The following is a 20288-nucleotide window of genomic DNA, read 5'->3' as shown; positions in this document are numbered from 1 at the left end:
TCGTCATAAGGGGGATTGGGGATTGGGAATAGTAAAAATTAATTTTCTTATTCTCCCCCTGCTTCCCCCGCTCCTCTGCTCCCCTGCTCCCCTGCTCCCCTGCTCCCTGCTAAGAGCTCCCTACTAAGAGCTCCCTCCAAGGGCGATCGCTCCAAATCAAATGCAAACGGTGGTAATGTTAATTCCACACCATCCATTAAACTGACGCTGACAACAAACTTCTCATCCCAATTACCAACCACACGAGTGAATAAATAATCATTACCCCGTTGTGGATTAACACCCTGTTCTACTAAAATCCCAGTTTGGTCACTCACCCGTAGCTTTAAGTTTTCTGGTAAAGTCTCTGGTAAAGGTGCGCCTAAAATCAGCAGTAATGTCCACTGAGGGGAGTCTGTTTCTGATAATAAATGCCAAGTCACAGCATATAGCCGCAGGGACGTTCCAGCTAACAGCAAATCCTTGAAAGCTGCACGTGCCTGCACAGGAATTTCTAGATGTTGTTGCTGAAATTGTGATACAATTGCCTCGAACTCTTCTGTAGCACTTCGCATTTCTGTTATTGGTGCTAATCTCGGCAACAATGCCCAAGAAAATTCCTGTGCTAATTCATCCAATTCATCCCACAACCAATATCCAACATTAAGCGCTGGTTGTGTCAACAGTTTAATTAAATCAGATAAATAGGAAGTCCGTCGTAGGGAGGTTTGCGTACTTGTATGAGAGTCTTGTTTTTGCATGTTATATATCCAACTTAGTATTTCAGGACTCGTGAGTACTGCAGTTCCTTGTTCCCAAGTCAAAACCTCCCAAAGTTCCCGTTCTGGTATTTGGAGATGGGGTAACAATGCTGTTAATTCACTTTGCATCCTCCAAAGGTTGTCAACCCTTTCCTTTGGTACTATTGGTAAAGGAATCGCTTCTGGTTCTAGACAACGTAAATATAGTAGTAACTGGTCTGGGTGATCAACAAACCACGTTACAGGTATCTGATATGTCCAATCTGATAAAACTTCTAAATTAGCGTTTCTCAAATTTTTCATCAATTCCTGATGGGTTGTAACCGCCCTAACAACAGCACATTCTTGCTCTTCTAAAACTTCAACTAATACATAAAAGTGTGCAACAAATTCTGGTATATCTACCACGGCTCTTGGTAAGGTAATTTCTTCATCCGTGAGGCTACCAGTGGCAATCACACACAGTTTAAATTCACCAATTTTTAATTTATCGGCGACAGTGAAAATATTTGTAATTTCTGGTTGTAAAACTGTACATTCTTCTCGATTAACGCTCAGTGAATCATCCCTTTTTTCTACCCATCTCTCAAATGCAAATAACGCCAAAGCATTCAAATATGTTTGCCACTGCCGAGAGGTATTATTTATTTGACGACTGAGTTCTAATGCTTGATTAATTGCATCCTCTGAAAGGGTAATCGCTGCTGTTGGTAATCTTTCAAATTCCAACAAGATTGATTGAGTTTTACTTAAAAAATTCATCATAGTTTCTTTCTCATAAAATAGTGTTAAATAACTTTGGCGGGTATTGCTCACTCTGCAGATTCGATATTTTCAATTAAAAGAATTCAGAGCGAAGATTCAGCAGGCGTTAGTGCATTTCAATCCCGCGCTTTCAGCCGTAGGTTCCCCTACACCGTCTGAATTCTTCTTTAATTGTTGACATAGTCTTTCACTAAAACAACTAATGGAAGATTTATTTTTCGCACTTTGCGCTTCTGTTTCTACCTCAGAAATTAAGCTGCTAATTTGTTCATCAAGGACAAGTGTAATTTCTTGTTCTAAAGTGGTGAGGTTTTCTAGCGTGGAGTAGTTTTTAGCTAATTCGAGGACGCGCGATCGCAACATCACCAAAAGTTGCTGTCTGACATCGGCTCGAAATTCCTTGAGTTTCAACAAGCGAGTCACTGCATCTTGCGCTCGTAGTCCCAAGCGCTTGGCAATTTCTGTCATTGACACTTTCTCACAGTGAAATAGGTACAGTGCTGTCAAGAACATCTTCGCCTTTTCCTCGTCTTTACGCTGTAGTTGTCTCACCCGTGATTGTGTTACCATCCCCAATGCTTGATCTAAACATGCTTTCAATTGAGAACGATAGGACTGTAAAAACTCAGCTTGTTCCTGTTTATTTTCCCAGATATCAGCAGAGTCAGAGTAAGGTATATCTAAATACCTATCTTCTCTAAATACTGTGGGTAAACGACCACCTCGAATATGAATTCGATACTGTCGCAGTCTGTCAGCTAGGTTTTGGAGTTGTCTCATCACAGCTTCACTCTTAAGCTTCTGATGAGCCTTACCTTCAAGACCTTCGGAAATTTTTTGCAGCTGTTCGATTGTCGGTGCAGCACATTGTCCCCTGATTCCTTTAGCACGTTTTTGCAGCCTATCAGCACGATAGATAGTGTGATAACTTTCTAAAAGTCTTTGTGCTAAATCAATCTCCGTAGCTGTAAGGCAATGAAATTCTCCTAAAATTCGCTTTAACTGTTTTGGTTGCGTGTCGTTGAGAATTGCCCAGTCACTGATGATATATAATCCACACTGTAACAAAAATTTACTTAGTGCTGGGTGCTGTCTTACCTTTATACTTGTCCATGTTGTCAGATTGCTTTGTTCTGGAGCAAAACTTTGTAAAATTTCTCTAGACAAACAGTTATAGGACGTTGTTGGTTCTATGCTACCATCGTCATCGAGAACATATGGCAGTAACTCACGACAACTAAACCCATGAACATTACCAAATTGGTTTTCTAGTTGCAAACAAACTTGCTCAATTTGCCAGGATATGAAGCACAGTAAACAACGTTGTGCTATTATCCTCCTTTGAGGATTGCTAGTATCCGTTACCCATCTTAGTAGCTGTTGCTCTATATCTTCACCTGACACACTATCGGAAGATGAGAACTCACTAAACTCTAAGGCGAAAAACTCTTTAGCTGCGCCAATTTCGACAATTTGGCTATATCCCGCCCCATTAATCCTTACTAGTTTCCAGTATCTTGATTTATCCATTGGTCATTAGCTTTACGTAGATGATTCTCAACTACTCAGAGAACTTGAACAAGGAGTTAGAATTAATTTTTGTTAAATTTGTTACCTCCTGTCATTTGTATCCTTCACAAACTTTTAAATCTAAACCGATTGAGCCTATGCAGTTTTTCCAATTATGTATGCTTATTTCAGAAAATCTAAACCAACCATTGACATCTTAATTTTTTATGAGGGTTTTGCTAGTTGAAGATGAACCAGATTTAGGCGCTGCTATTAAGCGCACTTTGAATCAGCAAAAGTATATTGTTGACTGGGTGATGGATGGTAGCGATGCATGGGCATATATAGAAAATAGCTGGACGCAGTATACACTAGCTGTTGTTGATTGGATGCTACCTGGGATCTCTGGTTTGGAGTTATGTAAACGGCTACGTAGCAATAAAAATTCTTTACCTGTGTTAATGCTAACGGCAAAAGATACAATGGAGGATAAAGTGGCTGGGCTAGATGCAGGTGCAGATGACTACTTGGTGAAGCCATTTGGAATGGCGGAATTGTTGGCACGGTTACGAGCATTACAGAGGCGATCGCCTCACCTGGAGCCAATACAATTAACCGTTGGTAATTTGACTTTAGATTACGGCAACAGCACAATTGTCAGTCAAAATGCTAAGGGAGAAAAACAGGCTATCCCCCTAACTCATAAAGAATTCCAGATGCTAGAATATTTCATGAAACATCCGAACCAAATTGTTACAACTGAACAGATTCGCAATCAGCTTTGGGAAGTGAGTGCAGAACCTATTAGTAATGTTGTAGCAGCTCAAATGCGTTTGCTGAGGCGCAAATTGGCTTCAAGTGGCTGCTCTAACCCCATTGAAACTTTACACGGTATGGGATATCGGCTAAATTTTACAGAATGAATCAAGATAGGCTGTTTAAGCTAACTCGCATTCGCTTAGCTTTGTCATATGCTGGTGTCATGGCCGTTATCTTAGCTGCTTGTGGGTTCGGCTTATACAAAGCTGTGTCTCATGCTCATTGGGTAACTTTAGACCGAGAAATAGAATCTGTTGGGGGAACCCTGCACGACAGCATCGAATTGAAACTACGACAACCTGGACGTTTAGAACCAGTTTTAGAGCAGCTTTTACCAAATATTTGTCCAGTTAGTACTGGTTGCATGGAACAGCAGTTAAGTTCTAAACGCCATATTTTAAGCGCAATTAACAAAGGCAACTACTACGTCCGTTTTTTTGATAATTCGGGAAACTTGATTGCCATAGCAGGTTTTCATCCAAAGGATCTACCTTTAGCTTTTAATAATAAACTTTGGCAAACTATAAAAGATAGTAGAGGCAATCTTTACCATCAAATTTCCTTTGTCTTGCATACCCAGGATAATCGGCACTGGGGATATCTTCAAGTAGGGCGAAGTCTTGAAGACTTCAGTGGTTATTTGAGTGTTGTGAAATTGATTTTGTTTGTGGGATTGCCACTTGCAATGGCTTTAGTCGCTGTTGCTAGTTGGTGGTTAGCAGGGTTAGCAATGCAGCCAATTTATCAATCATACAAACAAATTCAACAATTTACAGCCGACGTAGCACACGAATTAAGAACTCCTTTGGCTGCAACACGAGCAACGGTAGAGTCAGCGCTGATGACACCCGAACTGGATGAAATAGAAGCGCGAGAAATTCTGCAAACTGTAGAGCGTCAAAATCTACGGCTCACGAATTTGGTTGCTGACTTGCTCCTTTTATCTCGCCTAGATCGACAATCTCTAACAATGCGACATGAACTGTGTTGCTTGAATGAGATAGTTAGCGACTTAATCGAGGAATTTGCTGCAATGGCATCAAAAGCCAAAGTATCGTTGACATCTTTAATCCAGGTGCCTCAACCCCTTTCTATCGTATGCGATTCTGAACAGCTTTATCGTCTAATTTCTAACTTAATTGTAAATGCCATTCAGTATACCCCTGATGGTGGTAAGGTGATAGTTACTTTAAACCGTAATGAAACTCATGTCGTGATTGGGGTTGAAGATACCGGCATTGGGATTCCAGAACAGGAGCTTTCTCGCATTTTTGACCGCTTCTATCGGGTGAATAGCGATCGCTCTCGTAGCACTGGCGGTTCGGGATTAGGCTTGGCGATCTCCCAAGCAATTATTAAAGCACATTATGGCAGTTTGGCTGTACAAAGTGAGTTAGGTAAAGGTAGCACTTTCACCATTCGATTGCCGCTTCATTAACTCCCCTACAAGCAAAAGCGCCCCTTTTAACAGGAGCGCTTTTGACTTTTGCTTTTATTATTTAGTTGTTCTGCACAGCGTGAGGTAACTCACACAAATCTTAATGATTAGCCGTTGATAGCAGGAGCGCTAATTGCAACAGGAGCAACTTCACCTGCAGCTAAGTCTAAGGGGAAGTTGTGAGCGTTGCGCTCGTGCATTACTTCCATACCCAAGTTAGCGCGGTTGAGGATGTCAGCCCAGGTTCCAATCACGCGACCTTGTGAGTCGATAATGGACTGGTTGAAGTTGAAACCGTTGAGGTTAAACGCCATGGTGCTGATACCTAGTGCGGTGAACCAGATACCAACTACTGGCCATGCTGCTAAGAAGAAGTGTAAGCTGCGGCTATTGTTGAAGGACGCATATTGGAAGATTAAGCGACCGAAGTAACCGTGTGCTGCTACGATGTTGTAGGTTTCTTCTTCTTGTCCGAACTTGTAACCGTAGTTCTGAGACTCGATTTCGGTTGTTTCACGAACTAAGGAAGAGGTTACCAATGAACCGTGCATTGCACTGAACAGTGAACCACCGAATACACCTGCTACACCTAGTTGGTGGAAGGGGTGCATCAGGATGTTGTGTTCAGCTTGGAACACTAACATGAAGTTGAATGTTCCACTGATGCCCAAAGGCATACCATCAGAGAAAGAACCTTGTCCAATTGGGTAGATCAAGAATACTGCAGTCGCAGCAGCAACAGGTGCTGAGTATGCTACGCAGATCCAAGGACGCATTCCTAAGCGGTAGGACAGTTCCCACTCACGACCCATGTAGCAGAATACACCGATCAAGAAGTGGAAGACTACCAACTGGTAAGGACCACCGTTGTACAACCACTCATCTAAGGAAGCTGCTTCCCAAATGGGGTAAAAGTGTAAACCGATGGCGTTGGAAGAAGGTACTACTGCACCAGAGATGATGTTGTTGCCGTAGATTAATGAACCTGCAACAGGTTCACGGATTCCATCGATGTCTACTGGAGGTGCGGCGATGAAGGCGATTACGAAGCAGATGGTTGCAGCTAGCAAGGTGGGAACCATCAATACACCGAACCAACCTACATAGAGGCGATTTTCAGTGCTAGTGACCCAGTTGCAGAACTGCTCCCATACGTTTGCACTCTTGTTGCGCTGTAAGGTTGCTGTCATGGTTTTATGATTGCGATGATGCTTTATGAATGAGGCGTTTTGTTTGCCTGTAACCTTACTTTACATTCGTTTACTTTCTTTTACAATACCATACGAGTGAAGAAAACTTATATTAGTTATTAGCTTTACTTATTTAACAGCCAGTAGATTAAACTTAGCTTGATCCGGCAGAAGCCCCACAACTGAATCCGGTACTCCGGATCAGTGTGGGATGAATGGCGGGGCGGTGAGGAAACCATCTGCGACCAAAGTTGACCAACGCTCAACCAGGGAGCGGGATGGTTGATAGCGAAGCGTTAGCCGGTATCCCGGCGTCGGAATCGCCAAACTATGCACGGACACATAGACCACTTCTCCTTCTAATGGGTTGGACTTTGTTGACGTTAACAACCTTGTTTGCGACACCAGGATAGTTGGCTAGCTTGACGCCAGTTCCTAAGTTTTGCATTCCAACGACTCGATAAACATTGTTTTCAAACATCACGTAATCATTGGGGTTGTAACGGTAACGTTGCTTTTTGATGCGTCGTTGACCCTGGGAAACTTTTAAACCCCGATAAACTCTCAAGTTCTCTCCATTTAAGTTTTTGTTGCGGGTACGTCTACCAGAATTCAAAATAGAACCACTAACTTTTTCTCCTGTACGTTTATCGATGTATTTGGCATCGTAAAACTGTTCCATTGACCTTTTATGACGACGAATTTGTTCAATCATCAAAGGTTCTATTCTTTGCTGAGTCGTTCCACCAGCAATAATAAATGCATCATTGTGGTGAGTTTTTTCGAGCTTCAATTCTTCCCGTTTAAAGTCTGTTTCATAGCCAAAAGCTTGCTCTGCATCTAGTTCCTCAAGTATTCGCTTGTAGATAGTAGACATAAAAGTTTCTGCTTTAAACGACTTAACTTTTGGTTGCCATCCGTGCAAAATCTTTCCTTTTTTATGATTGGGTGAGCTATGACACTTGTCACAAAGAGTAATCAAGTTGCTGGGTCGATTGCTTCTGTCTGGCGGATTCTTCCAATAGCCAATATGGTGAACTTGAAGAACTTTATCAGCACTCTTATTTTTACAGTCTGGGTTTTGACATTTGTACCCGTCACGATGACGAATGTAGTTCGTTAAGTTCCTATAACCAAGTTGCTCCCCTTGTTGGTATCCCTCCCCTTGAATGTCCGGGTTTTTGATTTTCTGAATATCAAACTTGGCTGTTTCTACCGTTATCTTGGTAACAGGAAGCCTGGATTTGACACGTTCTACAAACCGCAAATGGGTATCTAGTTTGTGTTGAATTGATGGAGCTAACCAGCCTTTATTACGTTTACGATTATCGAATCGTTTGGCACGATGACGTAATCGGTTACGGCGAGTTCTACGGTATTTCTGCTTTTCAGTGATGCGTTCTGACACACCATCTAAAAGTTCTACCTCTCCACCAATCAATTCTTCTTTTTCTGTAATGGCACTAAACCCGACGTGTTTATAGCCAGCGTCAATTCCTAATGAAATAGGTTGCTTGTAGCCACTGCTGCCATAAATCAACTGAATTGTAAACGGATCTCTTCCTACAATTTTGGCTTTACCTGATTGTAAAAGAATTCGCGATTTTCTTGGGGTTGTGGGCATTAACGGCTGTCCGTGCTTGTTGATAACTAATACGAGCATGTTTTTTGTTTGAACTAGTAATGAGTTCGACCCTTACGGGTGGTTTCCTTTGCCAATATTTTTCCAAGGTTTCAAGCTAGTAACACTTTCCCTCTACCAGTAGAAATGTTTAATCACTAACCGCAGTGTCACGGGACTAGGAAACGGGTTGCTAACCCTATATCCCGGAGTGCCTATACATTCTTGGAAAACATAGTAACCCTTGCATAACGGATTACTGAGGCTAATGACGCGCTGCTGAATTTCTTCAGAAGCCCACACTTACTCCGGAGGAGAAGTGTGTGGAGTCGTCACCTAACAGCGACTTCTGGTTGCTGGAGGAGCCAATTTTGATCTTCAGATAACTCCAATACCAATTGGTGGTAATCTACTAAGTTAGGGCGATGGCCGACACTGATAAAAGTTGTGCTGCTCTGCTGCAGGTGCTGATATAAACTCTCTTCATTTTTTAGATCCAAGGCACTCGTTGCTTCATCTAAAATTGCATAGGCGGGTTTGTTAAGTAATAGACGGGCGAAGGTAAGGCGCTGTTGTTCTCCCAAAGATAGAAGCGACGCCCAATCTTGTTCTACATCGAAACCACCGTAACGTTCATCCAAGTCTTTTAGATTCACCTGTTGCAGTACTTGTTTAAGTACAGAGTCATCAAGCTCAACATTGGTATAGGGATAAAGTAACTGATCGCGTAACGTTCCTAAAATCATGTAGGGACGTTGCGGTAAAAATAGCATCTCATTCAGTTTTGGTCGTACGATGACGCCTGTACCTGCATTCCATAATCCAGCGATCGCGCGCAACAAAGAACTCTTTCCACAACCACTTGGTCCTCTAATCAACAGTCCTTGACCTGATGACAGCTCTACTGATAAATCTTTAATCAAAGTTCTTTGATAGTTCGGCGTTTGTAAATTCAGGTCTTTGATAGCGAAACGGCTCTCTTCTACTATATCAATAGTCGGAGTTTCATCTTGTTTCTGATTTTCTTGGGTTAGAAAAAATCCGGGTAAAGCAGGGGCTTTTGGTTCCAAGTACTCAGCAAAGCTGTAGAGACGATCAATCCCAGCCCCAAAACTCGCCAGAGATTGTAAGCGAGACACAATCACGTTTAATGAGAAAAATACCCGAACAAAAGCACCTTGCGCTTCTGAAATTTTTCCGACTTCAATTTCCCCAGCAAAGACGTTATGGGAAATAACTAGTGCTGGAATAATGAAGGGGATAAACTCGTAAGCATTGGTCAAAACATTAAGATTAAGCTCCCAAAATATGAGTTGCTTAAAATTATCAAATGCCTCCATAAATCTGTTTTTCAGATGGTTTGACTCCTGCTGTTCTCCCCGATAAAAGGCAATTGATTCAGCATTTTCGCGGATGTGAATTAAGCCAAAGCGAAAGTTAGCTTCTTTTCTCAGTTGCTCAAAATTCAGTCGGATTAGAGGTTTACCGAAAACCCCTGTGGTCAAAATTGTGCCACTCAAGGCGTAGATGACAAGAAAAATAACCAAAGGCTTGGATATTCCCCACAAAACCCCACTAAAAGCAATGACTTTGAGGATAGATCCTACAAAGGTGAGCAAAAATCTTAGAGAATCCTGAGTAAAGCTTTTGACATCTTCAGCAATTCGCTGATCTGGATTGTCAATCTCTGTGTTTGAACTATTAAGGTTATAAAAAGCGCGATTGCTGAAGTAATTATCTAGAAAATTATTCGTAAGCCATCGTCGCCAAGAAAGACCAAGTCTGTCTTGTAAATAGTCGTAGCCAGCTAAGAGCGGTGCATAAAGAACCAGCACGCCGATGAAAACCTGTATACTTTTCCCAAATCTCGACTCATCTTTGGCTGAAAGAGCGGAAATTAAAGCTCCCTGCTGGGCGTTAAGGACAACTGCAAGACCCGTGTATGCTAGTAACAGTAATACGCACAGCAACAGCAGACCACCCGATGACCATTTTTCTGAACCAAACCAGTAGGGTTTGGCGATCGCCCAAAACCGTCTAATCAATTTCAAGTTAAATCTATCCATTCTGGTATTTTGCTATATTTATTGGGAGACAAGAAAAAATAGTGTGTAATTTCACTTTTGCATTCTAATTCTTAATTCCTGACTCTGCGCCTCCTGACCACTATGCTACAAACCTTGCCATGCTTGCATCTGTCTTAATTGATAGCATTTGCCCATTAGACACTCCAAGAATTTGCAAACGACTCCACTGTTTAGCTTTAAAAAAGGCTGATCCTGAGACTTATGAACAATGGGTTTTTGAAAGTGGCAAGGTAAAGGTAGCACTTTTATCATTGAATTGCCGCTTCATTAACCCCAAAACTGTACGACCATCTATAGTTAATTGTACTTAATACAGGTCACTTTAATGAGTTTCGACCTGGCAATAATTCATGGAACTTTATCCGTAATAGTGCTAGCAGACGTTGTCAAAAATTATGTCATAAATAAAACATATATTAGGGAATCTGGAAATGAAATTTCGTCTATGTCAGCTAATTCTAGGTCTGCTAGGAATATGTTCACTGTTAAATCAAAGCGTTGAGGCAGTTCAACCTCAAAAAGTGCGCAGTTATTGCCGACAAGGGGAGAGCACCTTCCTAGCAGTGGAAACTAAGAGTTTTTGGGTCAGCATTTGTGGTGGAGATCTACCACACACTTATGTTGGTGTCAACAAAAAGACTCGCCAATCTCTGCGATTGCCACTAAAAAATGCAGATCGCTATTACTTTGATGCTGTCAATGGCGATTATTTATACATTCTAGCAGATTCTACCAAAGGCAAGAACTTGACAGTTACCAGAGGGACTCGTGAACTTTTAAGGGAACCAGTGATAAAAGGTTGGTAACTAGCTGTTAATTTTTGTTAAGATAAATGAGTGTCTATATTTTTCCTGCTTTTCGGCAGGAATTAATTTATAGTTGCTTATGTCTTTGCCAAAAACTCAGTCTCATCAATCTGCTGAAGGAACTCAAGAGTCGTCACCATGGCGGATAAAGCTCCTTTATGATGGTGAATGTCCGTTATGTCTGCGAGAAGTTAAGTTTTTGAAAAAAAGGGATGCAGGACGAGGTTTAGTAGCGTTTGTAGATATAGCAAGCGATAACTATAAACCCGAAGCCCATGGCGGTATTGACTTTGAAACAGCGATGGGGAGAATTCATGCTGTACTTCCGGATGGTAGCATCATCAAAAATGTGGAAGTTTTTCGTCGAGTCTATGACATCCTTGGTATAGGATGGGTTTATGCTCCTACGAAATTACCTGTCATAGGTGTCATAGTCGATAAGGTTTATGGTATTTGGGCACACTGGCGTCTTCGCTTCACTGGAAGACCAGATTTAGGAACTATTGTAGCTGAAAGGGAAAAACGTATTAGTGGGCGTTGCCGATTGAATCAGTAATGCCAATTCCTTAAGAGTCCTGCACGCAGCGAACCACGAGTCACCAAACGCCGCCCCAAAGCCTACCCCAGATTGACCAAACCCCGGCAAGAATACTCCACTAGTAAGCGCTGGGGCTTAAAAACCAAAAGAATTTAACACCCCTGTGACTGCCTCAATAAATTTTTCACCCCACAAGCTTGATAGTAACCCACATGATATAATCAATAATGATGCAATACCTAATTGAACTAAGTTTAAATCTATGGAAGACCCATAGGAGATAGGAATGGACACAACAAAAGCACCAAGTGCAGCACCCCCAAGAAATCGGTAGATAAATTTAGCGCCGTTACCTTGTTTGAGATTAGTATCTTCAGAAGTCATCAGAATTTACTCACAATATATATAACACTACTAACAGTTATTATATGGACTTGACGGACCTTGATAGTGGGGGTTCCCGAACCGATAAGGACTGGTTGTTTTGTGGAAAAGCACAGATGTTTTTGCATCTTTATACAAATAGCTGTTGCGCGTTGCTAAACCCTATTCAGTAGGATTTCTCAACACATTCAAAATCATACCCAGTTAACATGTAGCAAATAAAAGCGAATTATTAACGGGCAACAGGATGGTTTTGAATGGAGATTTTCCCCAATCAAAACAGGTAACGGGCGGAGTTGATAAGGTTTTAGACCCCGATGGGTAACAGATAAATCTTACCTGTTAACAGTTCCCTTGTTCAATAACAAATACTACTGAATTTGATGAAAAATGAACTATATGAGCTTAAAAAAACAGGAGCTAAATCCCGGCAAAGGCACTATCCCATCATCCTAATTCCACCCAAAATTAAGCAAATAAAATCTGCGCAGCCACTAGTATCCCCGCCACCAATTCCTCCTAGACAGCCAGGCTCACAACCAAACAAACTAAACATCATTTTGACAGTACTGGAAGTAGCGATCGCTGTTGTCGCGATTCCTATCATCTCTCAAATGACTTCAGTATCTCCTTGGTTGTTATTTGTCCTAACAATCAGTGTAATTACTGGTCACATATTTTCTGAAATCACAACTTACCCTAAACGTAAACAGAAACACGACGATGAAGTTGCAGATTATCTCAAGAACTTAGAACACTACAAACAAATAAAGGATAAGCATGATCTAGAAGTCGCAGCCGCTCATAGTTCTGTTCAGGTTGCTGAGTATAGATCCAAAAAGCTATTAAAGGTTCTCAGACAAACTATTCCTCACGATGGTAATGGTAGCACCGCACGAACAAATCCTATCGAAATTCGGTTCATAAATTTTGTAAGTCAATATTTTTCTGGCAAAGTCTATAAAGGGCTATTTTTAGTAATCCCTGGTTTTCGGTATCGATATACCCCGGATATTACATATATAGATCAAGAATTGAATTTATATATTGACATTGAGATTGATGAACCGTATGTTTTTCGTACTGGTAGACCGACACATTTTTTAGAAGCAAGTAAGGATAATCGGCGTAATAATTTCTTTATTAAGAGAAATTGGTCTATTATCCGTTTTAGTGAGGAGCAAGTTATTTGTCACCCGCACAGTTGCTGTAAAACAATTGCATATGTAATCTCTGAAATTACTGATAATTGGTCACTCCTCGAACCATTTGCAAATATTCCCGACTTACAACCTCAGCCACAATGGACTCGAGAACAAGCAATACAAATGGCACAAAGAAGAGAACGAACTAAATATCATACTCAACTTAGTTTTTTGCCAATTACTGAAACTAACACTCAACAAGAGATCTCACCGAATTCCAAACGCCGTAGAAAAAAAGCACAAACTCAACGAACGACAATTAATAAACAAAACAGAAACACACAAATGAAGAAGAATTCAGGAGTCGGGAGTCAGAAGTCAGAATAATAAATACTGATTAAAACCGCGCGTTGACTAGTTACCGTGTTCCGGGGTTGAAACTTTTCGTAAAACACCATCCTCGCAATTCAGTTATCAGTGTTCAAGTGATAACTGAAGCATGTGGGTGGTGCATTCTGACTCCTGTATTCTGACTCCTGACTCCTTTTTATTTCTTCCATGGAAGCTTTGTCCCCATCTCCGTTAGCGCTGAGAAAACAAGATAGAGGATAAGTACACCAGCACCAATTAGAAAAAAAACAACGTCATTACTCATTGCATACCAATTAAATTGATATTATGGCTCTTTGTTATTTTATCCTAAAATGGAAAGATTGCCGGAGGAACTGTAGCATCAGCTACTTGAGAACTATCCCTCGAAACAGATTCTTTAGGTGTAACAGTGTACTGCTGTCCTGTACAGCCGATCACTCCTACAAAACTAATCCCTGCAATAAATGGAATGAGAACTTTTTTTAGTAGCATAATTTTGTCCTTTTTAGTTGGTCAGGGTTTTGAATGATTTACCGTCTTTCATCCCAAAATAAAAAAGGTATACCTAATCCGACTACTACGACACCAACAATTGCACCGACACCTGTGTAAGCTATACTTGAGTAAAGTAAATAACCACAAACAACACAAAATAAAAGTGGTGTCACAGGATAAAAAGGGACTTGAAAAGGTCGACGAGTATATGGTTCGCGGATTCTTAAAACAAACAGTGATAACCCAGAAAGTAAAAAGAAGAACCAAAAAACAGGCGCAGTGTAATCTACCATCGACTCAAAACCATTTCTGGTCAAAGTACCTAAAATTATCAGAACTATAACGACTGCTGCTTGTATAATTAGAGCTTGAGTTGGTGTCTCTTTTTGTCCTTGCCATCTCCCCATAAACCGAAACACTGAAAAATCTTGACCCAATGCATAATTTGTACGTGCCCCAGTTAAAATCGTTGCATTGGTTGCTCCTAAAGCGGAAACTATAACCAATATACTTAAAAATAAACTCCCTACTGTACCAAATGCTTTATCCATCAAAGTTGCTCCAATTGCTTTGGATTTAGTCATTTGTTCTAATCCCAAACCTTGTAGAAAAGCAAAATTGATTAACACATAAATAGCGGTAATAATACCAATACTGACCACCAGTGAACGAACTATATTACGGCGACCATTGCGAATCTCTGCTGAAATATAAGCAGCTTCATTCCAACCACCATAAGTAAGTAGCACAAATACCATGGCTGCTCCCCAGAGAGAAAAGTCTTCAGATGTCTGTAACACTGATCTCTCGGTTGTAGTTGGGAAAAAAATGCCAATTGCTATTACTAGCAGCAACCCTAAAACTTTGACCGCCGTCAGTAAATTTTGAGTCCACTTTCCAGGATACAAACCGATAATATTTAACCCCGAGATAGATAAAACGGCGATGATAGCATAAATAGAAGATGAATAACTTCCTATATTGAAGATTCCCGCAGCATAATCACCAAAAATGAACGCTTGTAAAGCGATAGAGCCTGTTTGAATGACTGTCATTCTTGACCAAGCAAATAGGAAGCTGATCTGTCTGCCAAAGGCACGTTTTAAATAGTAGTAAGTACCTCCAACATTCGGATAAGTAGTGGCTAGTTCTGCATAGCACAAGGCACCAATCAAAGAGACAACACCACCCAGTAACCATAAAATCAATAGAGCAGCACCAGTAGTTACATTCGCCGCAACCAATGCAGGGGTTTCAAAAATTCCCGCTCCGATGACAATACCCACAATTAGAGAAACTGCATCGAAAAAAGCTAGTGATGGTTTTGGCGTTGCTTGTTCATTTATCCTTACTGGTCGCTCTAATAGGTTATGATTTTGATTTTTTGTCACAAGTAAGTACCCGACATAAATAAATCAGACTAAAGTAAGAATTTTTTTGAAAAGTTCTATGAAATGAATTTTGCACTCTTAATTTTTTATAGAAGCTTTACTTTTAAAAATCATATCTCTAAAGCTATATACCGAATTGAGTATACATTAACAAGCAAAAGCGCCCTCCTAAAAGGAGAGCGCTTTTAATATTAGGCGAAACGAGAGATAATCAGTAGTGATTAACCGTTGATAGCAGGAGCGCTGATTGCAACAGGAGCAACTTCACCTGCAGCTAAGTCTAAGGGGAAGTTGTGAGCGTTGCGCTCGTGCATGACTTCCATACCCAAGTTAGCGCGGTTGAGGATGTCAGCCCAGGTTCCGATTACACGACCTTGTGAGTCGATAATGGACTGGTTGAAGTTGAAACCGTTGAGGTTAAACGCCATGGTGCTGATACCTAGTGCGGTGAACCAGATACCAACTACTGGCCATGCTGCTAAGAAGAAGTGTAAGCTGCGGCTATTGTTGAAGGACGCGTATTGGAAGATTAAGCGACCGAAGTAACCGTGTGCTGCTACGATGTTGTAGGTTTCTTCTTCTTGTCCGAACTTGTAACCGTAGTTCTGAGACTCGATTTCGGTTGTTTCACGAACTAAGGAAGAAGTTACCAATGAACCGTGCATTGCACTGAACAGTGAACCACCGAATACACCTGCTACACCTAGTTGGTGGAAGGGGTGCATCAGGATGTTGTGCTCAGCTTGGAACACTAACATGAAGTTAAATGTTCCACTGATGCCTAAAGGCATACCATCAGAGAAGGAACCTTGTCCAATTGGGTAGATCAAGAATACTGCAGTCGCAGCAGCAACAGGTGCTGAGTATGCTACGCAGATCCAAGGACGCATTCCTAAGCGGTAGGACAATTCCCACTCACGACCCATGTAGCAGAATACACCGATCAAGAAGTGGAAGACTACCAACTGGTAAGGACCACCGTTGTACAACCACTCATCTAAGGAAGCTGCTTCCCAAATGGGGTAGAAGTGTAAACCAATGGCGTTAGAAGAAGGTACTACTGCACCAGAGATGATGTTGTTTCCGTAGATTAACGAACCTGCAACAGGCTCACGGATACCATCGATGTCTACTGGAGGTGCGGCGATGAAGGCGATTACGAAGCAGATGGTTGCAGCGAGCAATGTGGGAACCATCAGTACACCGAACCAACCTACATAGAGGCGATTTTCAGTGCTGGTTACCCAGTTGCAGAACTGCTCCCATACGTTTGCACTCTTGTTGCGCTGTAAGGTTGCTGTCATGTTTTTATGATTGCGTGGATTTGACGCAGATTGTTTATGAATTAGGCGTTTTGTTAGCCTGTAACTTTACTTTACATTCGTTTACTTTCTTTTACAATAGATGTAGCGTAAATAATTCTTATCACTGTTATTAGTTTTTCTTATATCAAATAGTAATATTAAGAAAAAATCTCTGTATCCTTGTAGCGTGTGTTAGCTCAGAGAGTACGGCACCGAAACCTTGCAATGGTGGGTTAAGGATCTAGAACACCGAATTTAGTAATCGCTTTTATTAAAATTTATAAATCCCTGTTATTTCATACTCCGCTACTTGCGACTAGCTCTAGGCAAAGCGATTGACAACATGAAAACCTTAATTATTGACAACTATGATTCTTACACCTTTAATCTTTACCAATTAATTGCAGAAGTCAATGGGGGGTATCCTACTGTAATTTATAATGATCAATTTGCATGGAAAGAATTACAACAGTGGGAATTCGATAACATTGTAATTTCACCGGGGCCTGGTCGTCCTGAGAATCTTAAAGATTTTGGCATCTGTCGTCAAGCTATTGAAAAGACCCAAGTACCGCTTCTCGGTGTTTGTCTGGGACATCAGGGGATTGGTAATGAGTTCGGAGGAAAAGTTATTCATGCGCCGGAGGTACGGCACGGTCGCCTTAGTCAGGTTTATCATACTGGAACTGATTTGTTTGCCGGAATTCCTTCACCTTTCTCTGTTGTGCGCTACCATTCTTTAGTGGTTGCAGATGACCTACCAGACTGTTTAGAAAAAGTGGCATGGACAGAGGACAACCTGATCATGGGAATACGCCATAGATCTTTACCACTATGGGGCGTGCAATTTCATCCAGAGTCAATCTGCACTCAGTATGGACACACTTTATTTGAGAATTTTAAACAAATTACTCTAAAATTTACCCAAGAGCGCAGCAAAACTCCCAAAAAACAGTATTGGACAGGCAGTAGCCAGATTGCTCCTTTACCAACCAGTTCTTCTTGGCAAAAACAGCAACAAAAATTTAAACTTTCTACGTGCAAGCTCGACATATGCCCTGATACTGAGCAGATGTTTGTCCATCTGTTTGGCAAATCACCTAATGCATTCTGGTTAGACAGCAGTCGTGTTGAACCTGATCTTGCTCGCTTTTCGTTCATGGGAGATAGCAGTGGGGAAAACAGTCTGCTCATTCGTTATCAGACAAAATCCCAGGAACTTACTGTGACAAATTCTCATAAGATCACGCGTAGGAAAGAGGGGATTTTTGAGTATCTCAAGCGAGAACTTGAATGGCGACGGTGTTCATCCGATGATCTACCCTTCGATTTTAACTGCGGTTTCGTGGGTTACTTTGGCTACGAATTAAAGGCAGAATGTGGTTCTCAATTAAATCACCCCTCTAGTTTACCCGATGCTATGTTTCTGCTGGCTGATCGGATGATTGCAATTGACCACCAGGAGCAAACCCTCTATTTGCTGTGTCTAACCCAAGAGGGGCAAAAAGCCTCAGCCGAAGCTTGGTTTGAATTGCTTAGACACGAGATTTATCACCTTCCCCCCTTATCACCTGTCGTTGTTGAGAAGAAAGAGACTCCTGTAATTTTCCAATTAAGTCGTTGTGAAAGGACTTATATTAAGGATATTAAGAAATGTTTAGAGGAAATTCACGAAGGAGAAACGTATCAAGTTTGTTTGACAAATCAAATTCATACAGATGCGACTCCCGATCCACTGGAATTCTATCGTTCATTACGCCAGATCAATCCTGCTCCATACTCGGCATTTTTGCGCTTCGGTGATGTGGCGATCGCGTCTTCATCTCCAGAACGATTTCTACGTATTGATCGCCAAGGTTGGGTTGAAACAAAGCCGATCAAGGGAACACTACCACGAGGAAAGACACCGGATGAAGATTTTATCCTTCGTGAAAAATTACGCAACAGTGAAAAAGATCGAGCAGAAAATCTGATGATTGTAGATTTGTTACGTAATGATCTAGGACGAGTATGTGCAGTTGGTACTGTCCACGTGCCCAAATTAATGGATGTAGAAAGCTACGCCACAGTGCATCAACTAGTAACGACAATTCGTGGTCAGTTACGTAGCAATATGACAGCCATAGACTGCATTCGTAATGCTTTCCCTGGTGGTTCGATGACAGGTGCACCCAAACTGAGAACTATGGAGATTATTGATCGATTAGAGCAAGAAGCGCGGGGAGTTTACTCAGGAGCGATCGGCTTTTTGGGGTTGAATGGTTCAGCTGATTTGAATATTGTCATTCGTACTGCTGTGTTAACAACTGAACAAACCTCAATCGGTGTTGGTGGTGGCATTGTAGCACTGTCCGACCCCCAAATGGAATTCGAAGAAATAATGCTGAAAGCAAAAGCATTAATTCATGCCATGTTAATGACAACCCAAGGAGAATTTGATCCTAGTCAAAATTACATCCAGGGAACAGAAGTAGAGGTTGTTGATAGCTCTGAAAAAGTGTCCGTATAGCTGCTAAAAGCGCCCTCCTAAAAGGAGAGCGCTTTTAATATTAGGCGAAACGAGAGATAATCAGTAGTGATTAACCGTTGATAGCAGGAGCGCTGATTGCAACAGGAGCAACTTCACCAGCAGCTAAGTCTAAGGGGAAGTTGTGAGCGTTGCGCTCGTGCATGACTTCCATACCCAAGTTAGCGCGGTTGAGGATGTCTGCCCAGGTTCCGATTACACGACCTTGTGAGTCGATAATGGACTGGTTGAAGTTGAAACCGTTGAGGTTAAACGCCATGGTGCTGATACCTAGTGCGGTGAACCAGATACCAACTACTGGCCATGCTGCTAAGAAGAAGTGTAAGCTGCGGCTATTGTTGAAGGACGCATATTGGAAGATTAAGCGACCGAAGTAACCGTGTGCTGCTACGATGTTGTAGGTTTCTTCTTCTTGTCCGAACTTGTAACCGTAGTTCTGAGACTCGATTTCGGTTGTTTCACGAACTAAGGAAGAAGTTACCAGTGAACCGTGCATTGCACTGAACAGTGAACCACCGAATACACCTGCTACACCTAGTTGGTGGAAGGGGTGCATGAGGATGTTGTGCTCAGCTTGGAACACTAACATGAAGTTGAATGTTCCAGAAATACCCAAAGGCATACCATCAGAGAAGGAACCTTGTCCAATTGGGTAGATCAAGAATACTGCAGTCGCAGCAGCAACAGGTGCTGAGTATGCTACGCAGATCCAAGGACGCATTCCTAGGCGGTAGGATAGTTCCCACTCACGACCCATGTAGCAGAATACACCGATCAAGAAGTGGAAGACTACCAACTGGTAAGGACCACCGTTGTACAACCACTCATCTAAGGAAGCTGCTTCCCAAATGGGGTAGAAGTGTAAACCGATGGCGTTGGAAGAAGGTACTACTGCACCGGAGATGATGTTGTTTCCGTACATTAAGGAACCTGCAACAGGTTCACGGATACCATCGATGTCTACTGGAGGTGCGGCGATGAATGCGATTACGAAGCAGGTGGTTGCAGCGAGCAATGTGGGAACCATCAATACACCGAACCAACCTACATAAAGGCGGTTTTCAGTGCTGGTAACCCAGTTGCAGAACTGCTCCCATACGTTTGCGCTCTTGTTGCGCTGTAAGGTTGCTGTCATGTTTTTATGATTGCGTGGATTT

16 protein-coding genes are annotated in these 20288 nt (G+C 41.7%); 6 read left to right on the top strand and 10 right to left on the bottom strand.

The genetic code is table 11. From position 1 onward, the window contains the following. Positions 1–47: 47 nt before the first annotated feature. Together G4P69_RS16415 and G4P69_RS16410 are read right to left on the bottom strand one after the other, a co-directional pair. Positions 48–1505: a DUF1822 family protein gene (locus tag G4P69_RS16415; RefSeq protein ID WP_310834100.1), complete on the bottom strand. Its 1458-nt coding sequence runs from the start codon at positions 1503–1505 to the stop codon at positions 48–50. A 96-nt stretch (positions 1506–1601) separates the two neighbouring features. Further along, a complete protein-coding gene (locus tag G4P69_RS16410; RefSeq protein WP_208338441.1) occupies positions 1602–3035 on the bottom strand; it encodes a hypothetical protein in 1434 nt (477 codons plus the stop codon). 206 nt (positions 3036–3241) lie between these two features. Between G4P69_RS16410 and rppA the strand changes: the two genes are divergently transcribed. Continuing rightward, a complete protein-coding gene (gene rppA / locus G4P69_RS16405; protein ID WP_208338440.1) occupies positions 3242–3937 on the top strand; it encodes a two-component system response regulator RppA in 696 nt (231 codons plus the stop codon). Then, positions 3934–5271: a two-component system sensor histidine kinase RppB gene (gene rppB / locus G4P69_RS16400; RefSeq protein ID WP_208338439.1), complete on the top strand. Its 1338-nt coding sequence runs from the start codon at positions 3934–3936 to the stop codon at positions 5269–5271. The genes rppA and rppB overlap by 4 nt, the downstream gene beginning before the upstream one ends. 107 nt (positions 5272–5378) lie before the next feature. Here rppB and psbA (G4P69_RS16395) read toward each other — a convergent pair whose 3' ends face one another. The 3 genes from psbA (G4P69_RS16395) to G4P69_RS16385 all read right to left on the bottom strand — a co-directional run bounded on the left by psbA (G4P69_RS16395) (position 5379) and on the right by G4P69_RS16385 (position 10148). Further along, the gene (psbA, locus tag G4P69_RS16395) at positions 5379–6461 is read right to left on the bottom strand and encodes a photosystem II q(b) protein (RefSeq protein WP_208338430.1); all 1083 of its coding nucleotides are present in this window, start codon (positions 6459–6461) and stop codon (positions 5379–5381) included. A 328-nt stretch (positions 6462–6789) separates the two neighbouring features. Then, positions 6790–8124 (bottom strand): RNA-guided endonuclease IscB, encoded by a 1335-nt coding sequence (gene iscB / locus G4P69_RS16390; protein WP_208338438.1) that lies wholly within the window; start codon positions 8122–8124, stop codon positions 6790–6792. A 290-nt stretch (positions 8125–8414) separates the two neighbouring features. Then, the gene (locus tag G4P69_RS16385) at positions 8415–10148 is read right to left on the bottom strand and encodes an ABC transporter ATP-binding protein/permease (RefSeq protein WP_208338437.1); all 1734 of its coding nucleotides are present in this window, start codon (positions 10146–10148) and stop codon (positions 8415–8417) included. A 452-nt stretch (positions 10149–10600) separates the two neighbouring features. On the opposite strand from G4P69_RS16385, the gene G4P69_RS16380 reads away from it, so the two are divergent. Together G4P69_RS16380 and G4P69_RS16375 are read left to right on the top strand one after the other, a co-directional pair. Next, positions 10601–10975 carry a hypothetical protein gene (locus tag G4P69_RS16380; protein WP_208338436.1) on the top strand — a complete coding sequence of 125 codons (375 nt, stop codon included), beginning with the start codon at positions 10601–10603 and terminating at the stop codon, positions 10973–10975. Between the two features lie 79 nt (positions 10976–11054). Then, on the top strand, positions 11055–11531 hold the full coding sequence (locus G4P69_RS16375) for a thiol-disulfide oxidoreductase DCC family protein (protein WP_208338435.1): 477 nt from the start codon (positions 11055–11057) through the stop codon (positions 11529–11531). A 117-nt stretch (positions 11532–11648) separates the two neighbouring features. Here G4P69_RS16375 and G4P69_RS16370 read toward each other — a convergent pair whose 3' ends face one another. Next, a complete protein-coding gene (locus G4P69_RS16370; protein WP_208338434.1) occupies positions 11649–11897 on the bottom strand; it encodes a hypothetical protein in 249 nt (82 codons plus the stop codon). Between the two features lie 383 nt (positions 11898–12280). Here G4P69_RS16370 and G4P69_RS16365 point away from each other — a divergent pair, with 383 nt between their 5' ends. Beyond that, positions 12281–13429, top strand: coding sequence for a PDDEXK family nuclease (locus tag G4P69_RS16365; protein ID WP_208338433.1), 1149 nt, complete (start codon positions 12281–12283; stop codon positions 13427–13429). Between the two features lie 312 nt (positions 13430–13741). On the opposite strand, the gene G4P69_RS16360 is transcribed toward G4P69_RS16365, so the two are convergent. The 3 genes from G4P69_RS16360 to psbA (G4P69_RS16350) form a co-directional block, all read right to left on the bottom strand. Then, positions 13742–13906, bottom strand: coding sequence for a hypothetical protein (locus G4P69_RS16360; protein ID WP_208338432.1), 165 nt, complete (start codon positions 13904–13906; stop codon positions 13742–13744). A 38-nt stretch (positions 13907–13944) separates the two neighbouring features. After that, positions 13945–15300: an APC family permease gene (locus tag G4P69_RS16355; RefSeq protein WP_208338431.1), complete on the bottom strand. Its 1356-nt coding sequence runs from the start codon at positions 15298–15300 to the stop codon at positions 13945–13947. Positions 15301–15521: 221 nt separating this feature from the next. Next, positions 15522–16604, bottom strand: a complete 1083-nt coding sequence (gene psbA, locus G4P69_RS16350) for a photosystem II q(b) protein (RefSeq protein ID WP_208338430.1) — start codon at positions 16602–16604, stop codon at positions 15522–15524. A gap of 343 nt (positions 16605–16947) precedes the next feature. Here psbA (G4P69_RS16350) and pabB point away from each other — a divergent pair, with 343 nt between their 5' ends. Further along, positions 16948–19113, top strand: coding sequence for an aminodeoxychorismate synthase component I (pabB, locus tag G4P69_RS16345; protein ID WP_208338429.1), 2166 nt, complete (start codon positions 16948–16950; stop codon positions 19111–19113). A gap of 70 nt (positions 19114–19183) precedes the next feature. Here the strand turns inward: pabB and psbA (G4P69_RS16340) are convergent, their stop codons facing one another. Next, on the bottom strand, positions 19184–20266 hold the full coding sequence (gene psbA / locus G4P69_RS16340) for a photosystem II q(b) protein (protein WP_208338428.1): 1083 nt from the start codon (positions 20264–20266) through the stop codon (positions 19184–19186). Positions 20267–20288 lie beyond the last annotated feature (22 nt).

Source organism: Aetokthonos hydrillicola CCALA 1050 (genome assembly GCF_017591665.1).
Lineage (GTDB): Bacteria > Cyanobacteriota > Cyanobacteriia > Cyanobacteriales > Nostocaceae > Aetokthonos > Aetokthonos hydrillicola.
The sequence above is the reverse complement of the archived record's forward strand: the minus strand, read 5'-3'. Positions and strand labels throughout refer to the sequence as shown.